This window comes from Pseudomonas sp. MYb185, from assembly GCF_002979975.1.
Lineage (GTDB): Bacteria > Pseudomonadota > Gammaproteobacteria > Pseudomonadales > Pseudomonadaceae > Halopseudomonas.
Genome location: NZ_PCQD01000001.1, coordinates 486,205 through 511,674 on the forward strand (window position 1 = coordinate 486,205; position 25,470 = coordinate 511,674).

The 25,470-nt window shown below is 63.2% G+C and carries 17 protein-coding genes, 2 tRNA genes and 1 pseudogene; 15 read left to right on the plus strand and 5 right to left on the minus strand.

Annotation, left to right across the window (positions count from 1 at the left end):
* The first annotated feature begins 8 nt into the window (after positions 1 to 8).
* From CQ007_RS02205 to CQ007_RS02235, 7 genes are all read left to right on the plus strand, one after another.
* Entirely contained in the window at positions 9 to 1,337 is a 1,329-nt protein-coding gene (locus CQ007_RS02205) for an alginate export family protein (protein WP_256582166.1), read from the plus strand.
* A gap of 187 nt (positions 1,338 to 1,524) precedes the next feature.
* Complete coding sequence (locus tag CQ007_RS02210) at positions 1,525 to 2,292, plus strand: SDR family NAD(P)-dependent oxidoreductase (protein ID WP_105643268.1); 768 nt, start codon at positions 1,525 to 1,527, stop codon at positions 2,290 to 2,292.
* A gap of 10 nt (positions 2,293 to 2,302) precedes the next feature.
* Complete coding sequence (locus tag CQ007_RS02215; RefSeq protein ID WP_105643269.1) at positions 2,303 to 3,490, plus strand: acetyl-CoA C-acyltransferase; 1,188 nt, start codon at positions 2,303 to 2,305, stop codon at positions 3,488 to 3,490.
* 10 nt (positions 3,491 to 3,500) lie between these two features.
* Positions 3,501 to 4,637: an acyl-CoA dehydrogenase gene (locus CQ007_RS02220; protein ID WP_105643270.1), complete on the plus strand. Its 1,137-nt coding sequence runs from the start codon at positions 3,501 to 3,503 to the stop codon at positions 4,635 to 4,637.
* A 110-nt stretch (positions 4,638 to 4,747) separates the two neighbouring features.
* A complete protein-coding gene (locus CQ007_RS02225) occupies positions 4,748 to 6,376 on the plus strand; it encodes a long-chain fatty acid--CoA ligase (protein WP_105643363.1) in 1,629 nt (542 codons plus the stop codon).
* Between the two features lie 114 nt (positions 6,377 to 6,490).
* Positions 6,491 to 7,576: a CaiB/BaiF CoA-transferase family protein gene (locus CQ007_RS02230; RefSeq protein ID WP_305888508.1), complete on the plus strand. Its 1,086-nt coding sequence runs from the start codon at positions 6,491 to 6,493 to the stop codon at positions 7,574 to 7,576.
* Positions 7,577 to 7,605: 29 nt separating this feature from the next.
* Positions 7,606 to 8,016: a PaaI family thioesterase gene (locus CQ007_RS02235; RefSeq protein WP_105643272.1), complete on the plus strand. Its 411-nt coding sequence runs from the start codon at positions 7,606 to 7,608 to the stop codon at positions 8,014 to 8,016.
* Positions 8,017 to 8,023: 7 nt separating this feature from the next.
* Here CQ007_RS02235 and CQ007_RS02240 read toward each other — a convergent pair whose 3' ends face one another.
* The 4 genes from CQ007_RS02240 to CQ007_RS02255 form a co-directional block, all read right to left on the minus strand.
* A complete protein-coding gene (locus tag CQ007_RS02240) occupies positions 8,024 to 9,793 on the minus strand; it encodes an SLC13 family permease (RefSeq protein WP_105643273.1) in 1,770 nt (589 codons plus the stop codon).
* Positions 9,794 to 9,906: 113 nt separating this feature from the next.
* Positions 9,907 to 11,472: a methyl-accepting chemotaxis protein gene (locus CQ007_RS02245; RefSeq protein ID WP_105643274.1), complete on the minus strand. Its 1,566-nt coding sequence runs from the start codon at positions 11,470 to 11,472 to the stop codon at positions 9,907 to 9,909.
* Between the two features lie 188 nt (positions 11,473 to 11,660).
* Positions 11,661 to 11,747, minus strand: a tRNA-Leu gene (locus CQ007_RS02250).
* A 99-nt stretch (positions 11,748 to 11,846) separates the two neighbouring features.
* A tRNA-Leu gene (locus CQ007_RS02255) sits at positions 11,847 to 11,933 on the minus strand.
* 207 nt (positions 11,934 to 12,140) lie between these two features.
* Between CQ007_RS02255 and rnr the strand changes: the two genes are divergently transcribed.
* The 8 genes and pseudogenes from rnr to CQ007_RS02295 form a co-directional block, all read left to right on the plus strand.
* Entirely contained in the window at positions 12,141 to 14,663 is a 2,523-nt protein-coding gene (gene rnr / locus CQ007_RS02260; protein ID WP_105643275.1) for a ribonuclease R, read from the plus strand.
* An 18-nt stretch (positions 14,664 to 14,681) separates the two neighbouring features.
* The gene (gene rlmB / locus CQ007_RS02265; protein ID WP_105643276.1) at positions 14,682 to 15,437 is read left to right on the plus strand and encodes a 23S rRNA (guanosine(2251)-2'-O)-methyltransferase RlmB; all 756 of its coding nucleotides are present in this window, start codon (positions 14,682 to 14,684) and stop codon (positions 15,435 to 15,437) included.
* Between the two features lie 471 nt (positions 15,438 to 15,908).
* Entirely contained in the window at positions 15,909 to 16,337 is a 429-nt protein-coding gene (rpsF, locus tag CQ007_RS02270; RefSeq protein WP_105643277.1) for a 30S ribosomal protein S6, read from the plus strand.
* A gap of 38 nt (positions 16,338 to 16,375) precedes the next feature.
* Entirely contained in the window at positions 16,376 to 16,606 is a 231-nt protein-coding gene (gene rpsR, locus CQ007_RS02275) for a 30S ribosomal protein S18 (RefSeq protein ID WP_090536524.1), read from the plus strand.
* A gap of 64 nt (positions 16,607 to 16,670) precedes the next feature.
* Entirely contained in the window at positions 16,671 to 17,558 is an 888-nt protein-coding gene (locus CQ007_RS02280; protein ID WP_256582168.1) for a hypothetical protein, read from the plus strand.
* A 19-nt stretch (positions 17,559 to 17,577) separates the two neighbouring features.
* Positions 17,578 to 18,024: a 50S ribosomal protein L9 gene (gene rplI / locus CQ007_RS02285; protein ID WP_105643279.1), complete on the plus strand. Its 447-nt coding sequence runs from the start codon at positions 17,578 to 17,580 to the stop codon at positions 18,022 to 18,024.
* Positions 18,025 to 18,192: 168 nt separating this feature from the next.
* On the plus strand, positions 18,193 to 19,596 hold the full coding sequence (gene dnaB / locus CQ007_RS02290) for a replicative DNA helicase (protein WP_105643280.1): 1,404 nt from the start codon (positions 18,193 to 18,195) through the stop codon (positions 19,594 to 19,596).
* A gap of 15 nt (positions 19,597 to 19,611) precedes the next feature.
* Positions 19,612 to 21,774: pseudogene (locus CQ007_RS02295) on the plus strand (YgiQ family radical SAM protein); the annotation flags it as partial.
* Between the two features lie 887 nt (positions 21,775 to 22,661).
* Here the strand turns inward: CQ007_RS02295 and CQ007_RS02300 are convergent.
* Positions 22,662 to 25,403 (minus strand): response regulator, encoded by a 2,742-nt coding sequence (locus CQ007_RS02300; RefSeq protein ID WP_158256705.1) that lies wholly within the window; start codon positions 25,401 to 25,403, stop codon positions 22,662 to 22,664.
* Positions 25,404 to 25,470 lie beyond the last annotated feature (67 nt).

Consider the following 25,470-nt stretch of genomic DNA (forward strand, 5'->3'; position numbering starts at 1 on the left):
GGTTCATCATGCGTACCGATCATATTTCTGGGCGGCGCTCGCTGCTGCCTGCCATTCTGGGTCTTGGCCTGGCGTTTGACGCCTGTGCCCATGAGCTGATCTCCACTGCCGATGGTTATCTGAACCTGGATATCAATGGGGCTGCCGGCATCTTCCACAGCGACAAGCGCTACAACATCGATGGCGCTACCGATCCTTCCGACGTGTCCTGGCGCGAGGCCTACCTGGAGTATGGCATCAGCTTCGGCTACAGCAGCCGAATGGGGCGCTGGGAGGGTGCGCTTACCGCGTTGAGCTCCGGCACCTGGGGCGATGGTGACGCGGCTGGCTTTTCCAACGGCAGTGAGCGCGAGACGGAGCTGGAGCAGGCCTGGTTGCGCTGGAGTTCCGCGCAACTGTTCTCGGCACTGGGGGAGGATGGCGTGGTGCTGTCCGCTGGCCGGCAGAGCGTCACCCTGGGCGATGGCTTCATTCTTGGCGCCGACATGGTCAGCATGGGGCGGGGTCTCGGCGATGAATTCGATCGTGGCGGCGGCTATTACCTGGGCGGCCGTACTGCCTTTGATCGTACCGCGGTGGTCAGTCTGGGCGGCGTCGAAGGCTGGCGCGGCGATCTGATGTGGCTGGAGTCGGATAACCACTTCCAGGCCGATATGGAACTGGCGATCGCCAACCTGGAGCATGTTGGCGACAAGGCCACCTTCGGTTTGAGTGCCATCAAGGGGCTGGATGTGAGCCGGCGTTATGCCGAGGCGCTGGGGCTGGAAGAGCGCGACGGGATGAAGGTCTACAGTGCGCGCGGGCAGGGTAACGCCGGCGTGGAGCAGCTGTTCCTGTCGGCGGAATACGCCCACCAGCGTTTCTCCTCCGGGACTGAAAATGCCTGGTATCTGGAAGGGGGCTGGACCTTTACCGAACGGGCCTGGCAACCGGCGCTGACCTACCGTTACAGCCAGTTCTCCTCTGGCTACGATCCATTGTTCTATGGCTTTACCCGGGGCTTCGGCACCTGGTATCAGGGTGAGGTGGCGGCCAACTATGGTGGGCCATTCAGCAGCAATGCCAAGGTCCATCACCTGGGTCTGCTGTTGAGTCCCCGGGAGGACCTGAGCCTCGGTGTGGCGGCCTTCGACTTCTCCACCCGCGATACCGCCGATGGGGACATGTCTGGTCAGGAACTGGATATCTATGCGGAATGGGCCGTGTCCGACCATGTCACCCTGATCCCGCTAGTCGGGCTGTTCAGTCCGGACAAGTCGGCGGTCGAAGGCGGTACGCAACTGGGAGGGCGCGGCGATAACCTGTATGCCCAACTGCTCATGTTCGTGAGCTTCTGATCCGCATTCCGGCCGCTCCAGCTGTCAACAGTGTGGAGCGGACCTGCAGACCGACCATACTGGTAACAGTGTCCAAAACAGTCAGGCAGTTTGAAACAAACGACCATTGCCCGGCCTGGCGGCAGGACACCAGAATGGTTGCATAACAATCTGACGGGTCGTGTGCTGGCCCGAGCCAGGAGCTTTCATGCAACTGAACAACCATACTTTCATGATCACCGGTGGTGCCTCGGGCCTGGGCGCGGCGGCTGCCACCATGCTGGTCGAGGCCGGAGCCCGGGTGGCATTGGTCGACCTCAATGGCGATGCCCTGCAGCAGCGCGTCGCTGAACTGGGCGATCACGCTCGGGCCTATGTCGCCGATATTGCCGATGAGCAGCAGGCCGCTGAAGCGGTAGCGGCGGCCCGGCGGGATCTAGGCCAGTTGCACGGCCTGATCAATTGCGCCGGGATTGCCCCCGGGGAAAGGATTCTCGGCCGCAATGGTCCCCACGGCCTGCCGAGTTTCGAGCGGGCGCTGCGGGTCAACCTGCTGGGCAGTTTCAATATGCTGCGCCTGGTCAGCGAAGTGATGGCCGAGGGCGAAGCCAATGGGCAGGGCGAGCGCGGGGTGATCATCAATACCGCCTCGGTGGCCGCCTATGATGGTCAGATCGGCCAGGCCGCCTATGCTGCCTCCAAGGGCGGCGTGGTCAGCATGACCCTGCCGGCGGCGCGGGAACTGGCGCGTCACGGCATTCGGGTGATGACCATCGCCCCGGGCATCTTCGAAACGCCGATGATGGCCGGCATGACCCAGGAGGTGCGTGACTCGCTGGCGCGGGATGTACCCTTTCCGCCACGCCTGGGCCTGCCCGGGGAATACGCGGCGCTGGTGCGCCATATCATCGAAAACCCCATGCTCAATGGCGAAGTGATCCGTCTCGACGGCGCGCTGCGCATGGCGGCACGCTGAGGAGGCTCACATGCAACAGGATCCGATAGTCATTGTTGGTAGCGCACGCACCCCCATGGGCGCGCTGCAGGGTGAGTTGGCCGGGATACCTTCGCCGCAGCTGGGCGCGGCGGCGATTCGCGCCGCGGTCGAGCGCAGCGGCCTGCCCGCCGAGGCGGTGCAGGAGGTGCTGATGGGCTGCGTGTTGCCCGCCGGGCTGGGGCAGGCGCCGGCGCGTCAGGCGGCGCTGGCTGCCGGGCTGGCCAAATCCACGGTGTGCACCACGCTGAACAAGATGTGCGGCTCGGGCATGCAGGCGGCGATCATCGCCCATGACCGGTTGCTGGCCGGCAGTATCGATGTGGTGGTGGCGGGTGGCATGGAGAGCATGTCGAATGCCCCCTACCTGCTGGATGGCGCTCGCCAGGGCCTGCGCATGGGGCATGGCCGCATGCTCGATCACATGTTCCTCGATGGCCTCGAGGACGCCTATGACAAGGGCCGCCTGATGGGCACCTTCGCTGAAGACTGTGCCCAGAGCCATGGTTTCAGCCGCGAAGAACAGGACGCCTGGGCTTTGCAATCGGTGCAGCGGGCACAGCATGCCATTGCGCAGGGGCTGTTTGCCGAGGAACTGACCCCCGTCAGCGCCCAGGTCGGGCGTCGGGCGGTACAGATGCAAGTGGATGAGACGCCACTGAAGGTCGATCCGAGCCGCATCCCCGGCCTGAAGCCGGCCTTCCGCGACGGCGGCACGGTGACCGCGGCCAACTCCAGCTCGATTTCCGATGGGGCCGCGGCGCTGCTGCTGATGCGCCAGTCCGAGGCGCTGCGTCGCGGGCTGCGGCCACTGGCGGCGATTCGTGGCCATGCGGCCTTTGCCGATGAGCCGGGCCTGTTCCCGGTGGCACCGATCGGTGCCATTCGACAGTTGCAGGAACGCACCGGCTGGTCGCTGGACGAGGTCGATCTGTTCGAGATCAACGAGGCCTTTGCCGTGGTCAGTATGGTTGCGGTACGTGAGCTGGGACTGGACCCGCAGCGGGTCAACGTGCATGGCGGCGCCTGCGCCCTGGGCCATCCCATCGGCGCCTCGGGTGCGCGGATTCTGGTCACCCTGCTGGGTGCCTTGCGGGCCCGACGCCTGCGCCGGGGTGTGGCGGCCATCTGCATCGGCGGTGGCGAAGCCACGGCCATGGCCATCGAACTGATCGATTGAGGAAACAGATATGCTGCTGACCGACGAACAACGCGAGATCGCCGGGGTAGCCCGCCAGTTCGCCCAGGAGCGGCTGCTGCCGTTTGCCGCCGACTGGGACCGGGATCACCGGTTTCCCGCCGAGGCGCTGGCGGAGATGGGCCAGCTGGGCTTTCTCGGCATGCTGGTGCCGGAGCAGTGGGGCGGTTGCGATACCGGTTACCTGACCTATGCCCTGGCACTGGAAGAGATCGCCGCCGGCGATGGCGCCTGCTCGACCATCATGAGTGTGCATAACTCGGTGGGTTGTGCGCCTATCCTGCGCTTTGGCAGCGACGAGCAGAAGCGCCGCTTCCTGCCGCCGCTGGCCACGGGTGAGCAGATCGGCGCCTTCGCCCTGACCGAGCCGCATGCCGGCTCCGACGCCGGTTCCCTGCGCACCCGTGCGCGGCGCGATGGCGACAGCTATGTGCTGGACGGCGCCAAGCAGTTCATTACCTCGGGCCGTGAGGCGGGCACCGTGATCGTGTTCGCGGTGACCGATGCGGATGCTGGCAAGAAGGGCATCAGCGCCTTTATCGTGCCCACCGACAGCCCCGGCTATGAAGTGGTACGGGTCGAGGACAAGCTCGGCCAGCATGCCTCGGATACCTGCCAGATCGCCTTCGATGGCCTGCGGGTGCCACTGGCCAACCGCCTGGGCGAGGAGGGTGAAGGCTATCGGATTGCCCTGGCCAACCTGGAAGGTGGGCGCATCGGTATCGCTGCCCAGGCGGTGGGTATGGCACGGGCGGCGTTCGAGGCGGCGCGTGATTATGCCCGCGAACGTGAAGCCTTCGGCAAGGTGCTGACCGAGCATCAGGCGGTGGCCTTCCGCCTGGCCGACATGGCCACGCAGATTGCCGTGGCCCGGCAGATGGTGCACCACGCCGCGGCCCTGCGCGATGCCGGCCAGCCGGCACTGGTCGAGGCCTCGATGGCCAAGCTGTTCGCCTCGGAAATGGCCGAAAAGGTCTGCTCGGCGGCGATCCAGACCCTGGGTGGTTATGGCTATCTGAAGGATTTCCCGCTGGAGCGCATCTACCGTGACGTGCGGGTGTGTCAGATATACGAAGGCACCAGCGATATTCAGCGGTTGGTGATTGCCCGCAATCTCGGCGAGCAGTAAGCCCCGCGCAGCAGGACAATCAAGGCACCGGCGGCAACGATCCGCGAGTGCCACGCGGTTTGATAACAAAAACAAGGAACAGAACAATGCAGACTTTTCAATCTGGCAGCATGCAGCAATTCCCCCTGATGATCAGCAGCATTCTGCAACATGCGGCCGCCGCCCATGGCGACCGTGAAATCGTCTCCCGGCTGGTGGAAGAGCCGCTGTGGCGCTACAACTATGTCGGCCTGGCCGAGCGTGCCGGCCGCGCGGCGAACATGATCAAGCGGCTGGGCATCGGGCCGGGGGACTTCGTTTCGACGCTGGCCTGGAACACCCACCGGCATTACGAACTGTTCTTCGCCGTGCCGGGGACCGGTGCGGTGTTGCACACCGGCAACCCGCGGTTGTCGGATGAACAGATCGCCTACACCATCAACCATGCCGGCAGTTCGGTGCTGCTGTTCGAGCGCAACTTTGCCGATCTGGTACTGCGCCTGCTGCCGCAGCTGAGCAATATCCGTCACTTCATCATGCTCGCCGACGGCGATCTGCCGGACATGCCGGGCATCGAGCTGCACGGCTATGAGCAACTGCTGGCCCAGGAAGCGTCGCTGCAGGACTGGCCGAGCTTCGACGAGAATGCTGGCGCCATTCTCTGCTATACCTCCGGCACCACCGGCAACCCCAAGGGCGTGCTCTACAGCCACCGCTCGATCGTCCTGCATGCGCTGGCCGCCGGACTGGGCAGTGCCTTCAACTTCTCCGCCTTCGATTGCATCATGCCCTGTTCCTCGCTGTACCACGGTACTGCTTGGGGTGTGCCCTTCGCGGCGGCGATCAACGGCTGCAAGTTCGTGCTGCCCTGCGACAAGATGGACGGCCAGAGCCTGCAGGAATTGATCCAGAACGAAGGGGTAACCTTCTCCGGCGGGGTGCCGACCATCTGGACCATGTACCTGGATCACCTGGAGAACACCGGTGAGGATGCCGGCAAGCTGACCCACCTGATCATCGGCGGCTCGGCCGTGCCCCGGGCCATGGCCGAGAAGTACCAGAACAAGTACGGGGTTGCCGTGCGTCAGTTGTGGGGCATGACCGAGACCAGTCCGTTGGGCGTGGTGGCCACGCCGACGCCGAAACTGGCCGAACTGGGCGAGGAGGCGGTCAACGATGTGATCTGGAGTCGCCAGGGCCGTCTGCAATATGGCATCGAACTGAAGGTGGTGGACGAGCAGGGCAAGCGCCTGCCGGTCGACGGCAAGAGCGCCGGTACCCTGATGGTACGCGGGCCCTGGACGGTCGAGCGCTATTTCCGCAGCGACACCAGCGCACTGGATGCCGATGGCTGGTTCGATACCGGCGATATCGCCACGCTGGATGAAAATGGCTTCATGCGTATTACCGACCGCACCAAGGACGTGATCAAATCCGGCGGCGAATGGGTCAGCTCGATTGATATCGAGAATGCCGCCGTGGCCTGCCCCGGTGTGCGTCTGGCGGCGGTGATTGGCGTATATCACCCGAAGTGGGAAGAGCGGCCATTGTTGATCATCGAACCGCATGCGGATGCTGAGGTGACCCGGGAAGCCATGCAGGCACATCTGGAAGACAAGATCGTCAAGTGGTGGATGCCTGACGACATGATCATCGATGTGATTCCGCTGACCGCGACCGGCAAGATCGACAAGAAGGTACTGCGCGATCGCTACTACAATCATCTGGCCGATCAGCAGCAACTTCAGGCTCAGGCGTGATGGGATGGCAAACCTGGGGGTGTAGCGCGCCTGCGCTACGCCAGCTCTCGGCAGGCTGAGAGATTTGTCGTTGAGCAGGTGCTCGACAACCCGTTATCCGATGAGAGGCTGTTGATGAACACAATGGAAACCGCCGGCGGGCCGCTGGCCGGGCTGCGGGTACTGGAGTTCGCTGGTATCGGCCCCGGGCCGCACTGCGCCATGCAACTGGCGGACATGGGCGCCGAGGTGCTGCGCATCGAGCGTCCCGGCGGCAATGGCTGGCCCAACCCGGTGGTCGACCGCGGGCGCACCTGCATTACCCTGGATATCCGCAGCGATGCCGGCCGCCAGCGCTGCCTGGAGCTGGCCCGGCGCGCCGACGTGCTGATCGAGGGCTTTCGCCCCGGGGTGATGGAGCGGCTTGGGCTGGGTCCGGACGCATTGGCCGCACTCAATCCGCGGCTGGTCTACGGACGCATGACCGGCTGGGGACAGACCGGTCCGCTGGCGCAGACCGCCGGGCATGACATCAACTATATCGCCCTGACCGGGGCGTTGGCCGCGATGGGGCGAACCGAAGGGGAGGCGCTGCCGCCGCTGAACCTGGTCGGGGATTTCGGTGGTGGTTCGATGTTCCTCACCGTGGGTGTTCTGGCGGCACTGCTGGAGCGCGAGCGCTCCGGCAAGGGCCAGGTGGTGGATGCCGCGATAGTGGACGGTACCGCCTCGCTGATGTCCTTTTTCAGTGGTCTGCTGCCCAGCGGACGGATCGATATGCGCCAGGGGCATAACCTGCTCGGCGGCGCGACGCCCTGGTACCGCTGTTACCTGTGCGCCGATGGCCGGCAGATTGCCGTGGGTGCATTGGAGCCGGCATTCTACCGAGAGCTGGTGCAGCGCAGCGGCGCCGGTGAGGCGTTGCGGGAGCAGGCCGGGAGCGCCGAGCAGCAGCTTGAACAGCGCGAGCTCTGGGCGCGGCTGTTCGCCCAGCGTACACGGGATGAATGGTGCGAGCTGCTGGAGGGCAGCGATGCCTGCTTCGCCCCGGTGCTGGGACTGGAGGAGGCTGATGAGCACCCGCACCTGGCAGCGCGGCAGACCTGGCAGAAGATCGACGGCGTGTTGCACAGCGCCCCGGCGCCGCGTTTTTCGCGCACGGCATCAGGTATCCGGCCTTCGGTGGCGGTTGATCCTGAAACGGATATCTGGCCAGACTGATTGCCTGTCAGGTTCAAGGAGGTTGCTTCATGTCAGCCAGCAAAGCTGAAGTTGCTGCATTCATGGCTGCGGAGTTTCCGCAGAGCAAGTGCAAGGTTGAAGCGGTGGGAGATCGCGGCGCGACCGTATCGCACGATGTGGGGGCTGACGAGCTGCGTCCAGGAGGGACGGTCTCCGGCCCGGTCCTCATGAGCGTGGCCGACGTTGCGCTGTATGTGGCCATTCTGGGCGAGATCGGGATAGTACCGCTGGCGGTCACCACCAGCCTCACCATCAACTTTCTGCGCAAACCGTCATCCGCCGCCAGGATCATCGGCGAGTGCAAGCTGATCAAGGTTGGCCGGACGCTGGTGGTTGGTGAGGTATCTCTGTTCTCGGAAGGGATGGAGGAGCCAGTGGCCCACGTGGTGGGAACCTACTCCATACCGCCCCAGCGATAGAGCCTGCTCAGAACGGCCAGAACACCGGAATGAAGATCACCCCCAGCACCCAGAAGATCAGGTTCAGCGGCAGGCCCACCTTGATGAAGTCGGTGAACTTGTAGCCGCCGGCGCTGTAGACCATGGTATTGGTCTGATAGCCCACCGGCGTGGCGAAGCTGGTGGAAGCGGCGAAGGTCACGGCGATCAGGAAGGGCGTCTGGTCCACCCCCAGCATATTGGCAGTGGACATGCCGATCGGGGTGAGCAGCACCGCAGCCGCGGCATTGCTCATGAACTCGGTCAGCAGCAGCGCCATCAGATAGAGCACCGCCAGTACCACCAGCGGACCGGATGAACTGACCAGGCCGATGCTGTTGGCGACGATGAATTCCGCCGCACCGCTCTGGCTCATGGCGATACCCAGCGGCAGCAAGCCGGCCAGCAGAATGATGATGCGCCAGTCGATGGCGTCATACACCTCATCCGCTTCCAGACAACCCGCCAGGGTCATCGCCACCGCACCGATCAACGACGTGATCGCGATCGGCGCCCAGCCGATGGCCGAGATGCCGATCACCAGAGCCATGGTGACCAGGGCGAAGGGCGCCCGCCAGCCAACCGGACGCTCGGCATCGCGCTGGCTGAGGACGATCACGTTGGAGTCCTGGCGCAGCGCCGGCATCTCGGTTTCCGGGGTCAGCATCAACAGCACGTCACCTACGTTCAACCGCACGTCCTTGAGCTTGTCGCGCAAGACCTGCCCGCGCCGGTGGATGGCCAGCACAGTGGCGTTGTGCTGCCAACGCCGGTCAAGCATGGCCAGGGTGCTGCCGATCACCCGTGAGCGTGGCGCAACCATGACCTCGGTCAGCACCTGCTGGGTACCTTCCTCGAGGTTGCGGGCCTTGAGCTTGAACTCCGAATCGATTTCCAGGCCGGTCTTGTTCTTCAACTCATCCAGTTGCGACCAGTCGCCACGGGCCAGCAGTATGTCGCCTTCCTCCAGGGTCTGTGACCGGGGCGACCAGACCTTCTCATCGCCGCGCAACAGCTCGAGAATGAAGACGCCGAATTCCTCGCCCAGCTTGGCTTCGCCGACCGAGGTGCCGATCAGCGAGGACTCGGGCATCACGCGCAGTTCGGTGATGTACTTGCCCAGCTCGTAGTGATCGACCAGTTCGGTGGCGCGGGTTTCCGGCAGCAGCCAGCGACCAAAGGTCAGCAGGTACAGGCAGCCGACTGCCATGCAGATCACCCCCAGCGGGGTGAACTCGAACATGCTGAAACCGGGGTGCCCCAGATCCCGGGCCATGGCATTGACCAGCAGGTTGGTCGACGTGCCGACCAGGGTACAGACGCCGGCCATCTGGGACACATAGGACAGTGGGATCAATGCCTTGGAGGCGGACATGCCGATGCTGGCGGTCGCCGCCAGCACGATGGGCATGAACACCGCGACCACCGCGGTATTGTTGACGAAGGGGGCCACCACGGCGAGCACGCCAAACAGCGTGAGCAGAAACAGGAAAGGTGATTTGGCCTGGCCGAGCAGGCGTCCGATGCCCGACAGTGCGCCACTGTTCTGCAGGCCCGCGGCCAGGATGAACATCGCCGCCACCGTGATCGTGGCCTGGTTGCTGAAACCGCTCAGCGCCTGCCCAGGATTGACCAGCCCGAGAATGGCCAGGCCGGAGAGCACCAGCAGCGCCACTGCGTCGATGCGCAATTTCTCGGTTGCGAACAGCACTATGGCCACCAGGGCGATGCCCAACACCAGCGCAATTTCTATCGTCATGCCCTAACTTTCCCCGTCCGCAATGCAGTCAGACTAGGTGATACGAACGAAAAAGCACAGATTTTTCAGGAGGCTGCGCCGAGAATGACGAGGGTTACAGTATGGTGCGCGGCTCAGTGCTCCGGAGGGTATCCCAGCCGCAGACCGCCCCAGTGCCGTCCCTTGACCAGGATGGGGACGGAAAGGTCATGCACCACCTCGCTGGTGTCCCGCTTGTAGGTCTGCAGCAGCAACGCCTGCTGGTGACTGCCGCAGCGCGCGCCGACCTGGTCATTGAACAGGCGCTTGCTGCGGCAGTAGCGGGTGTCATGTTCGATATCCCCGGTGGGCTGGCGACTCACGGCCTGGTTGTGGGTGGGGACATAGCCGGCGGGGGTGATGGCGATGGCGTAGATCAGGCTGGGGTTGTCATCCAGCAGCGCTTCCTGGATGGCCGGCAGGGTGCTGTCGGTATATTGGTCGAAACGGCTGCTGTAGCGCTGGGGACGGGTATCGGGTATCGGTATGAGTTGGCGATCAAACAGTGCCTCCAGGCCGATGCGACCCCGTTCCAGGTCTTGCTCGAACTGGTGACCGATCTGCTCGGCAGCCGCGCATGCCGCGTCATAAACTCGCTGGTGGTAGGGAGCCAGCGCCACCTCGGCGAGCATCTCGCTGACCTGCTCGGCCAGTTCCACCAGGTTGTCGGCTTCGGTATTCAGGCGTCGGGTCTGCTGGTCGCTGCCTGCCAGATCGGCACGTACCTGCTCCACGGCACAGGACAGGCTGCTCAACTGGTCGCGGTTGGCCGCGCTGCTGGCGGCGATCTGGGCGGTTTCCCGCTTGACCGCCTGGCCGTTGCGGTTGATTTCCAGTAGTTGGTCACTGGCCTGTTCGATCAGGCCGACGCTGGTCTGGATCTGACCGACCAGTGCACCGATGCCCTCGGTGACCCGCTGGGTTTCCTTGTGCATTTCATCGATGATGCTGGCGACCTCGGAGGTGGAGGTCGCCGTACGCGCCGCCAGGTTACGCACTTCATCGGCGACCACGGCGAACCCGCGACCCATTTCCCCGGCCCGGGCAGCCTCGATGGCGGCATTGAGTGCCAGCAGGTTGGTCTGGCTGGCGATATCGTCGATCACCTGGGTGACCTGCACGATGGTGCCGGCCTTTTCATTCAACCGGGTCAACATGGCCAGGCTGCTGTCGGCCTGGCGCGACAGTCCCTGGATGACGGCTACCGCCTGATCCAGTGCCTGCTTGCCGGTCTCGCTGCTACTGGTGGCGGCATCGGCAGCGCTATCAGCGGTGTCGGCGTGGCGTGAGGTGTTCTCCACCTGGTGGGCGATATGTTCGGCATTTTCGGCAACCTGGGTGATGGCAGCCAGTTGTGACGTCATGCTGACGGCCAGTTGCTCTACCGAGAAGCTGACCTCGGCGGCTGCCACGGCATTGCGGCTGGTGGACTGGGAAAGGTGGCGAGCCAGCTCGGTCAGTGCGGGATCGGAGGGCGTCACGGCGCTGGTCTCGGGGCTGCGCCGTAGCAGTGACAGCCAGGGGAGTATGCCCAGCAGCACGATGGGCAGCAGGATGATCATACCGAACTGCAGGACCAGCCAGAGACCCACCGCAAGCTGGATGAGAATAGAGAACAGCCGGGCAGCCGTTGCGCGGACCATGGAGCCCCTCCTGGACATTGTTGTTATGGAGTCGTTGCTATATGGCCGTGCTGATGAGGCCGGCCCGTTCAGCTGTTGGAGTATCGGTAGCCTGGAGCAGTGATGGCAATAAGCCTTTGGTCGCGAAGGCGGGCTGCTTTATGAGGAGGGCGATGGGGCGCTGAAACGAAAAAGCCCCCGCAATAGGCGGGGGCTTTCGTCGGAATTGGTGCCCAGGAGAAGACTCGAACTTCCACGGCCGTGAGGCCACTAGCACCTGAAGCTAGCGTGTCTACCAATTTCACCACCTGGGCGTGTCATTCGATCTGCGGTTGCACGGAGGCTTGCAGATCATGCCGACATGGCATTGCTGTCCAACTAAAAAAACCGGACGGCTGTCCGGTTTTCGGAATTGGTGCCCAGGAGAAGACTCGAACTTCCACGGCCGTGAAGCCACTAGCACCTGAAGCTAGCGTGTCTACCAATTTCACCACCTGGGCATGTCATCTCGACGTCTCTGCTATGCTGAACCTGTTTGGCTCGCGCTGCAACCGATGTCGTGTTGACGGCGCGAATGATACGCAGCAGGAAAAACCTTGTAAACCCCTGTTTGCAAAAAAATTATCCCATGGGAAATATGGTGCAAGAAATCGCGTTTCGCGGTTCAATAGGCGTCTATGACGAAAAAGACCAAACCTCAAGTCTCGATGCCCGCATCGAGCAACGCTGCTGATGCGGCCAGCTGGGTCGAATTGGATCCAGCAGCGCAACGTGAAGCAGAAAAATACGACAACCCCATCCCCAGTCGTGAACTGATCCTCAAGCTGTTGGCCGAGCGCGGTGCGCCGGCGACGCGGGCGCAGTTGCAGCAGGAGTTCGGGCTGAATGACGAAGATGGGATCGAAGCCCTGCGCCGGCGCCTGCGCGCCATGGAGCGCGATGGCCAACTGATCTATACCCGGCGTGGCGCCTATGCTCCGGTGGACAAGCTGGACCTGATCAGCGGTCGGGTGCAGGGGCACCGTGACGGCTTCGGCTTCCTGGTGCCCGACGACGGCGGTGAGGACCTGTTCCTCGGGCCATCGCAGATGCGCGTGGTATTCGATGGCGACCGGGTGCTCGGTCGGGTTACCGGCGTGGATCGCCGGGGCCGTAGCGAGGGCGCGATTGTCGAGGTGATCGAGCGAGCCCATGAGTTGCTGGTCGGTCGCTATTATGAAGAAGGCGGCATCGGCTACGTGGCGGCGGACAGCGCCCGGATCAATCATGAAGTGCTGGTGCCGCCAGGCTGCGCCGGCGGGGCCAAATCGGGCCAGTATGTCGAGGTGCGCATCACCCACTGGCCGACCATGAGCCGTCAGGCCCAGGGTGAAGTGATCGAAGTGGTCGGCGACTACATGGCGCCGGGCGTGGAGATCGAAGTGGCGCTGCGCAGTTACGATATCCCCAGCGTCTGGCCGCAGGAAGTGGTGGACGAAGCGGCGAAGCTGCCCGACTACGTGGTCGAGAAGGACAAGGCCAAGCGGGTCGATCTGCGACATCTGCCGCTGGTCACCATCGACGGCGAGGACGCCCGCGATTTCGATGACGCTGTGTATTGCGAACCGCGCAAGGCCAGCGGCTGGCGCCTGTTCGCCGGTGGCTGGAAGCTGTACGTGGCGATTGCCGACGTCTCCCACTACGTGCCGCTGGGCTCGGAACTGGATGCCGAAGCCGAGCTGCGTGGCACCTCGGTGTATTTCCCCAGTGAAGTCATCCCGATGCTGCCGGAGGCGATTTCCAACGGCCTGTGCTCGCTGATGCCGGAGGTCGACCGCCTGGCCATGGTCTGCGAAATGACCATCTCCAAGAACGGTGAGCTGACCGACTTCGAATTCTACGAAGCAGTGATCCATTCGCATGCGCGACTGACCTACAACAAGGTGTCCAGCATGCTGGAGCACCCGCGCAGCCGTGAAGGCAAGGCGCTGAGCAGCGAGTATGCCGAGGTGCTGCCGCACCTGAAGAATCTGTATGACCTGTACAAGGCCCTGGCCAAGGCGCGCCACGGGCGCGGCGCGATCGATTTCGAGACCACCGAGACGCGCATGCTGTTCGGTGAGGACCGCAAGATCACCGAGATCCTGCCGACTACCCGCAATGATGCGCACAAGATCATCGAGGAGTGCATGCTGTGCGCCAACGTGGCCACCGCGCGCTTCCTGCAGGACCTGGAAATCCCGGGCCTGTATCGGGTGCATGACGGACCCAAGCCGGAGAAGGTCGAGCGCCTGCGCCAGTTCCTCGGTTCCATGGGCATGTCTCTGACCCGCAAGAAGGGCGATCCGACCCCCGAGGACTATGCCGCGGTACTGGAAAAGGTGCAGGACCGGCCCGATGCCCAGCTGATCCAGACGGTGATGCTGCGCTCGCTGAGCCAGGCGGTATATACCCCGCACAACGCCGGGCACTTCGGTCTGAACTACGAAGCCTATACCCATTTCACCTCGCCGATCCGGCGTTACCCCGACCTGCTGGTGCACCGCGCCATCCGTTCGGTCATCCGTTCGCGCAAGAAGACCGATCTGGTACGGCGTTGTGGCGCCGGCACCTTGCCCAAGGCGGCGGTCTACCCGTATGACCTGGCCGCGCTGGAGCGCCTGGGTGAGCAATGCTCGCAGAACGAGCGCCGCGCCGACGAGGCGACCCGGGACGTGGTCAGCTGGCTCAAGTGCGAGTTCATGCAGGATCGCGTCGGTGAGAACTTCGATGGCCTGGTAACGGCGGTGACCGGCTTCGGCCTGTTCGTCGAATTGACCGATATCTACGTCGAAGGCCTGGTGCACATCACTGCCTTGCCGGCCGATTACTACAATTTCGACGCGGTGCATCACAGTCTGGTCGGTGAGCGTGCCGGCCGTACCTTCCGCCTGGGTGACTCGATCCGGGTGCAGGTGGTGCGGGTGGATCTGGATGAGCGCAAGATCGACTTCGAGATGGCCTCCGATCGGCCTGTGACGGCGAATGCCAATGACAGCCGCGCGGTGCGCGAGAAGCTGCTGAGCGAGGCGCGCAAGGCGCAGGCAGGTGCGCGTCCGGGCAGTAAGCCGAAGTCGGGCAAGCCGCCGGCAAGAGGGCGGGACGGCAAGCCGGCTCCAGCCGCTGGCCGCACTGGCGCCAAGCGCGGTGCCACCGAGCAGAAGCCAGCCGGCAAGAAACCATCGGCTCCGCGCAAGCGCAAGACCAATTGACGGGCAGTTGAAGCATTCATGAGTGAGCTGGAATACATCTATGGCCTGCACGCGGTGCAGGCCATGCTGGAGCAATCCCCGAAACGGGTAAAGCGGCTGATCGTGCAGCGCGGTCGGTTGGATGCACGCATGCAGGCGGTGCTGGAGCTGGCGGCTGCCGAGTCCATCGACAGCGATCGGGTGCTGCCGGAGGAGCTGGAGCGGTTGGCTGGTGGCGGGGTGCATCAGGGAGTGGTCGCTGCGGTGACGCCCAGTCAGCTATGGTCCGAGGAGATGCTCGGCCATCTGCTGGATCGACATGAAGGCGTGCCATTGCTGCTGGTGCTCGATGGCGTCACCGATCCGCACAACCTCGGTGCCTGTCTGCGCAGCGCCGATGCGGCGGGCGCGCAGGCGGTGATCATTCCCCGGGATCGCTCCGCCAGTCTGTCGCCCACCGTACGCAAGGTGGCCTGTGGCGCTGCCGAAACCGTGCCGCTGGTGGCGGTGACCAACCTTGCGCGCACCCTCAAGCAGTTGCAGCAGCGCGGATTGTGGGTTGTCGGCACCGCGGGCGAGGCGCAGCAGTTGCTGTACCAGATCGACCTGACCGTGCCCACGGTCATCGTCATGGGTGCCGAAGGTGCCGGCATGCGCCGCCTGACCCGTGAACATTGTGATTTTCTGGCCAAGCTGCCGATGGCGGGCGGGGTCAGCAGTCTGAATGTCTCGGTAGCGGCGGGCGTCTGTCTGTTCGAGGCGGTGCGTCAGCGTACTGCCGGGATTCTCGCTTAATCATGCTCCGAGCGTTCTTTGCACCGGGAGCGGCCTGCCTGCGACACGCCGTAAATACATCCCTGTAGGCTCGTTGATGCCATCCCTGGCATCAAACGGTCGCAGGCAGGCCGCTCCCGGCGCAAAGGTACAGGCATTGGTGTGGCTGAGGGTTTGAAACCATCCGCAGCGCAAAACTTTGTGGAACAGGTTGGCCGGCAGGGTTGGGCCGACCGTCGGTTGCCATGGATGGCAACCGCGAGCCCCCAGGGATGGGTTCACGGCGTGTCGGCACGGCCCTGCCGGCCAACCTGTTCCTTGCAGGCCCTGACAAAAGACGTTTCCTAAGCCGGAAATACCCTGTTTCCGGTTGCACTCCCGCTTTTCCTTGCCAGTTCCGGGCCGCTTCTCTAGAATGGCCGCCCCAAACCTGAGTTCTACTCCTTGCCAGACCATTTTGGGTGGCTGGCTATAACCCGTAAGGAGCACCTAATGCGTCATTACGAAATCGTATTTCTGGTTCACCCGGACCAAAGTGAGCAGGTTAACGCGATGGTTGAGCGTTACACCAAGCTGATCGAAGAAGACGGCGGCAAGATTCACCGTCTGGAAGATTGGGGCCGCCGTCAACTGGCTTACCCGATCGACAAGATCCACAAGGCTCACTACATCATGCTCAACGTCGAGTGCAGCGCCAAGGCACTGGAAGAGCTGACTGAAAACTTCCGTTACAACGACGCGGTCATTCGCAACATGGTCATCCGTCGTGACGAAGCCGTCACCGAACAGTCCGACATGCTCAAGCCTGAAGACACTGGTCGTGGTGAGCGCCGTGAGCGCCGCGAGCGTTCTGAAGACGACAACGACGCTGGTAACGATGCTGATGACAGCAACGACACCGACGCCGGTGACGACGAGTAAGTTTTTCGGTTCCCATTCCAGTTAAAGGAGACGCTGCCATGGCACGTTTTTTCCGTCGCAGAAAGTTCTGCCGTTTCACCGCTGAAGGCGTTAAAGAGATCGATTACAAGGATCTCAACACCCTGAAGGCCTATATCACCGAAACCGGCAAGATCGTACCCAGCCGTATCACCGGTACAAAGGCCAAGTACCAGCGTCAGCTGGCTGTCGCCATCAAGCGCGCCCGCTACCTGGCCCTGCTGCCCTACACCGACAGTCACGGTCGCTGAGTAGCAGCTCAAACCCGTAATCAGGGGATACTGAACCGCTATGCGTGGTCTGGCTGAATACATCATGCGCGGTCGCAGAGAGGCTACTCTTGCAGTAGCGATCGCCGCGGCCATACCACTGCTGTTCTGGTTCAGTGCGGCAGCTCTGGCGCTGGTTATCCTGCGCCGTGGGTTGTCGGAAGCGTTACCGATTCTTGTGTGGGGCATGTTGCCGGCACTGGTCTGGTCCCTTCTCGGGGATCTGACGCCCTTGCTGGTCATGCTCGGCAGCGCCGGTCTGGCGGTGGTATTGCGCCAGCACAATGACTGGGTTCGCGTGCTGCTGCTGGCTGTGCCGATGGGCGTGGTATTCGCTCTGGCCCTGCTGATGGCTCTTGGCGAGCCCTTGCAGGCCCTGGCCTCCAGCTTCCGGGAGATGTTGCCGGAGCTGCTCGGGCAAATGGGCGTGCAGCTCGACGAGGCAGCCAGGGCAGCGCTGCTGTCACGGCTCGATGAGCTGATGATTCCGGTGCTCGGCGGGGTGATGGGGGCCATGCATATGCTGATGGTCCTGCTCAGCCTGATGATCGGACGCTCCTGGCAGGCCCGGTTGTACAATCCGGGTGGTTTTCGCCAGGAGTTTCATCAGCTGCGTCTATCACCGCTGGCGAGCATCGGCTTGCTGATCGTGGTGATGCTGGCGCCGCAATGGCCGCAGTTGGCCCTGCTGTCGCCGGTGGCGAGTGTGCCGCTGCTGGTCGCCGGGTTTGCCCTGCTGCATGGTGTGGCTGGCATCAAGAATCTGGGTTCAGGCTGGATGATCGGGAGTTATGTGCTGTTTGTCCTGTTCATTCGGTTCGCCTACCCCCTGATTGTGTTTTTGGCATTTGTAGATAGCTTGTTCGACTTTCGCTCACGCATGCGGCCGCCCTCAGGCCCGCGTGATGATGACGACTCGAACAGCCAAGGTTGAATTCAAAGAGGTCATCGCAATGGAAGTTATCCTGCTCGAAAAGATCGCGAATCTGGGTAGCCTGGGCGACAAGGTCGCCGTCAAGTCTGGCTACGCTCGCAATTTCCTGTTGCCGTTCGGTAAGGCAACCCCGGCTACCGCCGCCAACATCGAAGCCTTCGAAGCGCGTCGCGCTGAGCTGGAAAAGATCGCTGCCGAGAAGACTGCCGAGGCTGAAGCCCGCGCAGCCAAGCTGGCCGATCTGACCGTCACCATCAGCGCCAACGCTGGTGAGGAAGGCAAGCTGTTCGGTTCCATCGGTACTCGCGACATCGCTGATGCCGTGACCGCCGCTGGCGTTGAGCTGGAAAAAAGCGAAGTGCGCCTGCCTGAAGGCCCGCTGCGCACTGTCGGTGAGTTCGACGTGGCTGTGCACCTGCACACCGACGTGGAAGCTACCGTCAAGCTGGTGGTTGTCGCCGGCTAAGCGGCACTCCCGCAACTGCAAGACCTGTCACCCGGTCCCGACCTGTGGTCGCGATCGGGTGATTTGCGCAGGTTTAGCGGTTAGACTTGCCAGCACGGCGCTTGTCCCCGACAGGCGCCGTGTTGTTGTTTGTGAAGCCCGCCAATCCAGGATTCGAGCCTGTAACCGATGAGTGATCAGATTTACGCCGAGCGTCCCGAGTTGGATCTGCAGACCACCGCATTGAAGATTCCACCGCATTCGATCGAGGCCGAGCAGGCAGTGCTCGGTGGTGTCATGCTGGAAAACAGCGCCTGGGAGCGGATCGCCGAACTGGTCAGCGAGACCGATTTCTATCGCCATGACCACCGCCTGATCTTCCGTGCACTGGTACGCCTGGCCGGGCGCAACCAGCCGTTCGACGTGGTCACCCTGGCCGAGGATCTGGATCGCGAGGGTCTGATCGACCAGGTGGGCGGGCTGGCCTATCTCGGCCAGTTGGCGAAGAACACGCCGTCGGCGGCCAACATCAGTGCCTATGCGCAGATCATCCGTGAGCGCGCAACCATGCGCCAGTTGATCAGCGTCAGCACCGAGATCACCGATACCGCGTTCAACCCCAAGGGCATGCAACCCAACGAAGTGCTGGACGAGGCCGAGCGCAAGATCTTCGCCATCGCCGAGAGCCGCCCCAAGACCGGCGGTCCGGAATCGGTCAATACCCTGCTGACCAAGGCCATCGATCGTATCGACACGCTGTTCAACAGCGAAGGCTCGATCACCGGCCTGTCCACCGGTTTCACCGAGCTGGATGGAATGACCTCCGGCCTGCAACCGGCGGACCTGATCATCGTCGCCGGACGGCCCTCCATGGGCAAGACCACCTTCGCCATGAACCTGGTGGAAAACGCGGTGCTGGGCAGTGACAAGGCCTGCCTGGTGTTCTCGCTGGAGATGCCCGGTGAGTCGCTGATCATGCGTATGCTGTCGTCGCTGGGGCGTATCGACCAGACCAAGGTCCGCTCCGGGCGCCTGGATGACGATGACTGGCCGCGCCTGACCTCGGCGGTGAACCTGCTCAACGACCGCAAGCTGTTCATCGATGACACCGCCGGCCTGTCGCCCATGGAGATGCGTGCCCGTGCGCGGCGCGTGGTGCGCGAACACGGCGACCTGTCGCTGATCATGATCGATTACCTGCAATTGATGCGTATCGGCGGTGCCTCCTCGGAAAACCGTACCAACGAGATTTCCGAGATTTCCCGCTCGCTCAAGGCGCTGGCCAAGGAATTCAACGTACCGGTGGTGGCGCTGTCGCAGCTCAACCGCTCGCTGGAGCAGCGCCCGAACAAGCGCCCGATCAACTCGGACCTGCGTGAATCCGGCGCCATCGAGCAGGACGCCGACGTGATCATGTTCGTCTACCGGGATGAGGTCTATCACCCCGATACCCAGGACAAGGGCATCGCCGAACTGATCATCGGCAAGCACCGTAACGGCCCGATCGGCACCTGCCGCATGGCCTTCATGGGCAAATTCACCCGATTCGAGAACCTTGCGCCCGGTTCCTACCAGGGCTACGGGGAGGAGTAACTCATGGCGCTCAGCATGCCCAGGGCACGGCCCCTGTTCGATTATCCCCGCTACTGGGCCGAGTGCTTCGGCCCGGCACCATTCCTGCCGATGAGCCGCGAGGAAATGGATCAGCTCGGCTGGGACAGCTGCGACATCATCATCGTCACCGGTGATTCCTACGTCGACCATCCGTCCTTCGGCATGGCCATCATCGGCCGCCTGCTCGAGGCCCAGGGGTTCCGCGTCGGCATGATCAGCCAGCCGGACTGGCAGAGCAAGGACGACTTCATGAAGCTGGGCAAGCCGAACCTGTTTTTCGGGGTGGCGGCCGGTAACATGGACTCGATGATCAACCGCTACACCGCCGATCGCAAGATCCGTTCCGACGATGCATACACCGCTGGCGGCAAGGCCGGCAAGCGCCCGGATCGGGCCAGCCTGTCCTATTGTCAGCGCTGCCGCGAAGCCTACAAGGATGTGCCCATCATCCTTGGCGGGATCGAGGCATCGCTGCGGCGCATTGCTCATTATGACTACTGGCAGGACAAGGTCCGGCCTTCGTTGCTGATCAATACCAAGGCCGACATCCTGATCTACGGCAACGCCGAGCGCGCCGTGGTGGAAGTGGCCCAGCGCCTGAGCCGGGGGGAGGAGGTCGGTAACCTGACCGATATCCGCGGTACCGCCTTCATTCGCAAGGACACACCCGAGGGCTGGTTCGAGCTGGACTCGACCCGGGTGGACCGTCCCGGGCGCATCGACAAGATCATCAACCCCTACGTCAACACCCAGGACACGGCCGCCTGTGCCGTCGAACAGGGCAAGGACGAACCGCCGCAGGGCGATGGCGAGGTGCAGGTGGTCGAGCTGCTGCACCATCCGCGCCTGGAGCGGGACCGCACGGTCATCCGCCTGCCATCCTACGAGAAGGTGCGCAACGATCCGGTGCTGTATGCCCATGCCAATCGGGTGCTGCACCTGGAAACCAACCCCGGCAATGCCCGGGCGCTGGTACAGCGTCACGGCGAGCGGGACGTGTGGTTCAATCCGCCACCCATTCCCCTGAGCACCGAGGAAATGGACTACGTGTTCGGGCTGCCCTATGCGCGCGTCCCGCACCCGGCCTATGGTGATGCGAAGATTCCCGCCTATGACATGATCCGCTTCTCGGTGAACATCATGCGCGGCTGCTTCGGTGGTTGTACCTTCTGCTCGATCACCGAGCATGAGGGGCGCATCATCCAGAGCCGCTCGCACGAGTCGATCCTCAATGAGATCGAGGAAATCCGCGACAAGGTGCCGGGCTTTACCGGGACCATTTCCGACCTCGGTGGGCCGACCGCCAACATGTACCGGCTGGCCTGCAAGAGCCCGGAGATCGAGGCTTCCTGCCGTAAGCCATCCTGCGTCTGGCCGGGTGTGTGTGACAACCTGAATACCGATCACTCGTCCCTGGTCGGGCTGTATCGCAAGGCCCGCGACCTGCCCGGGGTCAAGCGCATCCTGATCGCCTCGGGGCTGCGTTACGATCTGGCGGTACGCTCGCCGGAGTACGTCAAGGAACTGGTGACCCACCATGTTGGCGGCTACCTGAAGATCGCGCCCGAGCATACCGAGGAAGGGCCGCTGTCGAAGATGATGAAGCCGGGGATCGGCACCTACGATACCTTCAAGCGGATGTTCGAGAAGTACACCAAGGAAGCGGGCAAGGAACAGTACCTGATTCCCTATTTCATCGCTGCGCATCCCGGTACCACCGACGAGGACATGATGAACCTGGCGCTGTGGCTCAAGCGCAATGGCTTCCGCGCTGACCAGGTGCAGGCCTTCTATCCCTCGCCGATGGCCACCGCTACCGCCATGTATCACTCGGGCAAGAACCCGCTGCGCAAGATCGGCTACAAGAGCGAGGCGGTCGGTATCGTCAAGGGCGAGCGTCAGCGCCGGTTGCACAAGGCATTCCTGCGCTATCACGATGCGAAGAACTGGCCGATGTTGCGCGAGGCCCTGACCGAGATGGGGCGCAGTGACCTGATCGGCAACAGCAAGCATCATCTGATCCCCACCTACCAGCCGGCGGTCGAAGGCATGCCGGGCGGTCGCCGCCCGGGTAATGCACAGGCCGGCGTCAGAAAGGGCGGGCGCCTGCTGACCCAGCACACCGGTCTGCCGCCCCGCGACACCGGTGCGGGCAAGACCAAGCGTCGCCCCGGTGGCAATCGCCCGGCGCGTTGAAATGCCTATGGCGGCCATTGATAAACTCCAATGGCCGCGGGTATGGCGCTGAGGCAGCATAGGGACAGTTCAACAGGAGGAACTGTCATGTCGATCAGAACCATAGTCCACAGTCTGCTGGTCAGCTATGCCGCCGCCAGCAGCGGCGCCGGCACAGAAGAGGTCAGCGTCGGCTGAGTACCGGGTTGTCGAGCACCCGCTCGACGACAGGTTCGAGGTTGCTGCGAAGCTGCAGGCGTAGCGCAGGCGCGCTACACCCCGTTCTGGGTTGTCGAGCACCCGCTCGACGACAGGTTCGAGGTTGCTGCGAAGCTGCAGGCGTAGCGCAGGCGCGCTACACCCCGTTCTGGGTTGTCGAGCACCCGCTCGACGACAGGTTCGAGGTTGCTGCGAAGCTGCAGGCGTAGCGCAGGCGCGCTACACCCCACTGTTTTGGGTTGTCGAGCACCCGCTCGACGACAGGTTCGGTGTTACTGCGAAGCTGCAGGCGTAGCGCAGGTGCGCTACACCCCACTGTTTTGGGTTGTCGAGCACCCGCTCGACGACGGGTTCGGGATTGCTGCGAAGCTGCAGGCGTAGCGCAGGCGCGCTACACCCCACTGTTTTGGGTTGTCGAGCGCCCGCTCGACGACAGGTTCGGTGTTACTGCGAAGCTGCAGGCGTAGCGCAGGTGCGCTACACCCCATGTTTTGGGTTGTCGAGCACCCGCTCGACGACAGGTTCGGTGTTACTGCGAAGCTGCAGGCGTAGCGCAGGCGCGCTACACCCCACTGTTTTGGGTTGTCGCGCGCCTGCGCGACGACGGGTTCGGGATTGCTGCTAGCTGCTGGCATAGCGCAGGCGCAGTTTCAGCCCTCTCGGGGGTGCGGGGTGCGGCGTTCCATCCAGTAGTCCAGCAGAGCCCTGAGCTGAGCCAGTTCGACCGGCTTGGCCATATGTCCATCCATGCCAGCCAGCCGCGCCCGTTCACGATGCTCGGGCAGGATATGCGCGGTGAGGGCGATGATCGGCACTGGCGCCAGCGCATGCTGCTGTTCCCACCGGCGAATCTGCTCGGTGGCGGTGAAGCCGTCCATTTCCTGCATTTCGCAATCCATCAGTACCAGATCGTAATGCCCCTGCTTGACCGCTTCCACGGCCTTGCTGCCATTCTCCACCGAGTCGCAGGCGATCTTCAGCTTGGCCAGCATGCCGAGGATCACCCGGCTGGATACCGCATTGTCCTCGGCCACCAGCACCTGGAAGGTGCCCTCGAGCTGCTCGGCGCGCGGCTCCTCAGCCACGGCTGGGGAACTGCAGCGGGTGCTGTGCTGCTGCCACTCATCGATCAGTGTGGCCCGCAGGGTAGAACCGGAGACTGGCTTGTTCAATACCCGGCGGATGCCGGCGTTGCGTGCCACGATGCGGCTGGGCAACTGGTTGATGCCGGTAAGCATGATGATCAGCAGATCGTTGCTGATGATGGGGTCATCCTTGATCTTGCTGGCCAGCTCCAGGCCGCTCATGCCAGGCATGGATTGATCCACCAGCAGAATGTCGAAGGGGCTGTCCAGGTTGGCCTGGGCCCGCAGGATGGCCAGCGCTTCGCGGCCGCTGGAGGCGGTCCGGGGAATCATCTGCCAGGCGCTGGCCTGCTGCTGCAGGACCTTGCGGCAGGTGGCGTTGTCATCGACGATCAGGATGCTGCGGTCGATCAGGCAGTGGCCCTGCTGGTCGACTCCGGCTGGGCTGTCAAAGAAGGGCGCCGGCAGCATCACCCACACAGTGGTGCCTTCGCCGGGGCTGTCCTTGATCCCCAGTTGGCCCTGCATCATGCGAATCAATCGTTGCGAGATATACAGCGACAGTTGCCCTTGCCGCTCGATCATGTCCACCAGCAGCTCGCTGGGAACAGCCTCCTCGAGCAGGCTGCTGCGGGCGTCGGCAGCCATGCCATGCCCGGTGTCCTGAACCGCGAAACGCAGCAGCGAATGTTCTGGCGCCTGGCTTTCCAGCGCCGCCACCAGCAGGATCTCGCCCTCATCGGTATTGAGCATGGCATTGCTCAGCAGGCTCATGATGACCTGCCGCAGGCGTGCCGGGTCACCTTCCATCATGCGCGGCACATCCGGATGCACGAAGCTGATCAGCTCGATCGGCTGGTTGCTGAGCCGGTGACGACAGCTTTCCAGGCAGTCCTCGATCAGCGAGTGCAGATCGAAACGCAGGTTGTCCAGAGTCAGTTGCCCGGATTCCAGGCGTGACAGGTCGAGAATGTCGTTGATCAGGTTGAGCAGATCATTGCCCGAGCTGTGAATGGTCTGCACATAATCACGCTGTTTGGCGGACAGCGCAGTATCGAGCAGCAGTTCCGACATGCCCAGCACGCCATTCATCGGAGTGCGGATTTCATGGCTGATACGCGCCAGGAACCGCGCCCTGGCGCTGCGCTGGGCGAGAAAGGAGGTTTCGGCATGACGCTGGCTGATCTGCTTCAAGGTATTGCGCCGCAGTCGGCAGTACAGGCTCCAGGCATAGCACAGCAGGGCTCCCCAGAGCAGCAGGTCAGCGAGATGCTGGTGCAGGACATGTGGCTGCACACCGTAGATCTGCTCCAGCAGCCAGCTGGCGATCAGCATCAGGGTGCCGGCGAAAAACAGATGATCGATCGGCTCGCGCCGAAGCAGGGTGATGACGGTCAGGCCCAGCATGGTCAACGGCAGGCCGATCCGCACCACCGACAGGATGGCCTGAGCCATTGCTGGCTGGGCGATGCTGAGCAGCAACAGCAGAGCCCCAGCGACCAGGATGGCGATGCGCTCGCTGTGATCGCCCGTCGTGCCCAGTACCGGATGCAGGCCCTGCAGTGTCGCGGCGAGCACCACGAAGGCCGACAGGCTCAGCAGAATGCCGGTCTGGCCATGCAGGAAGTCCCAGTTATGCAGTGCCCAGCCGATGCTGCTGAGACTGCTGAGGCTGAATAGCAGGGCGCTGATGGCCATCAGCAGGTGCAATGGGTCGCGCCGCAGCAGACCCTGCAACAGACAGTTCAATGCCAGGGCCAGCAGCAGGCCGACCAGCATTCCCTGGAGGGCCTGGTGGCGGGTGTGGATCTTGCTCGCCTCGCTCAGTGGTACCAGACTGACATGGGTGCTCAGCGGATAGTCGTTCTGCAGCCGCACCAGCAGCTTTTGTCGGCTGTTGTCATGCACATTGATCGGAAAGGCGAAGCCGCCATGGGGCAGCGGCATGCTGCTGCGGGTATCGGTGGTACCAGCGGAATGGCTGGTGCGCAGCAGACCGTCCCTTAGCAGGTACACGTTGATACGGGCGATGGTCGGGTTGTGCAGTTCCAGCAGGTAGGTGTTCCGGTGTTCCAGCGGTACCTGTACCCACAATGCGGAGCCGCCCCCCGGAATTTTCAGCGGGCCTTCGGCATTGGGAACGAACAGGTTGGCGTAGCGGTTGGACAGAATGTCATTGAGACCCAGTTGGCCGCCGGTGTCGACGAAGGTCTGGTAGCCCGTGGCGCTGCCATGAGCCCACATGCTGACGACCAGCAGGCTAAGGCCGATCAGGCTGCCGAACCACGATCTGAGTGTTCGCTTCACTGTGTATGTCCTGTCCCTGGGCAATCCCTGAGCGGCTATTCTGCGGAGCCGCCCTGCCAAGCGCAAG

Bases quoted from the DNA above. Each gene is read 5' to 3' on its own strand.
- CQ007_RS02205 (WP_256582166.1), top strand. From the start codon at position 9: ATGCGTACCGATCATATTTCTGGGCGGCGCTCGCTGCTGCCTGCCATT.
- CQ007_RS02210 (WP_105643268.1), top strand. From the start codon at position 1,525: ATGCAACTGAACAACCATACTTTCATGATCACCGGTGGTGCCTCGGGC.
- CQ007_RS02215 (WP_105643269.1), top strand. From the start codon at position 2,303: ATGCAACAGGATCCGATAGTCATTGTTGGTAGCGCACGCACCCCCATG.
- CQ007_RS02220 (WP_105643270.1), top strand. From the start codon at position 3,501: ATGCTGCTGACCGACGAACAACGCGAGATCGCCGGGGTAGCCCGCCAG.
- CQ007_RS02225 (WP_105643363.1), top strand. From the start codon at position 4,748: ATGCAGCAATTCCCCCTGATGATCAGCAGCATTCTGCAACATGCGGCC.
- CQ007_RS02230 (WP_305888508.1), top strand. From the start codon at position 6,491: ATGAACACAATGGAAACCGCCGGCGGGCCGCTGGCCGGGCTGCGGGTA.
- CQ007_RS02235 (WP_105643272.1), top strand. From the start codon at position 7,606: ATGTCAGCCAGCAAAGCTGAAGTTGCTGCATTCATGGCTGCGGAGTTT.
- CQ007_RS02240 (WP_105643273.1), bottom strand. From the start codon at position 9,793: ATGACGATAGAAATTGCGCTGGTGTTGGGCATCGCCCTGGTGGCCATA.
- CQ007_RS02245 (WP_105643274.1), bottom strand. From the start codon at position 11,472: ATGTCCAGGAGGGGCTCCATGGTCCGCGCAACGGCTGCCCGGCTGTTC.
- rnr (WP_105643275.1), top strand. From the start codon at position 12,141: ATGCCCGCATCGAGCAACGCTGCTGATGCGGCCAGCTGGGTCGAATTG.
- rlmB (WP_105643276.1), top strand. From the start codon at position 14,682: ATGAGTGAGCTGGAATACATCTATGGCCTGCACGCGGTGCAGGCCATG.
- rpsF (WP_105643277.1), top strand. From the start codon at position 15,909: ATGCGTCATTACGAAATCGTATTTCTGGTTCACCCGGACCAAAGTGAG.
- rpsR (WP_090536524.1), top strand. From the start codon at position 16,376: ATGGCACGTTTTTTCCGTCGCAGAAAGTTCTGCCGTTTCACCGCTGAA.
- CQ007_RS02280 (WP_256582168.1), top strand. From the start codon at position 16,671: ATGCGCGGTCGCAGAGAGGCTACTCTTGCAGTAGCGATCGCCGCGGCC.
- rplI (WP_105643279.1), top strand. From the start codon at position 17,578: ATGGAAGTTATCCTGCTCGAAAAGATCGCGAATCTGGGTAGCCTGGGC.
- dnaB (WP_105643280.1), top strand. From the start codon at position 18,193: ATGAGTGATCAGATTTACGCCGAGCGTCCCGAGTTGGATCTGCAGACC.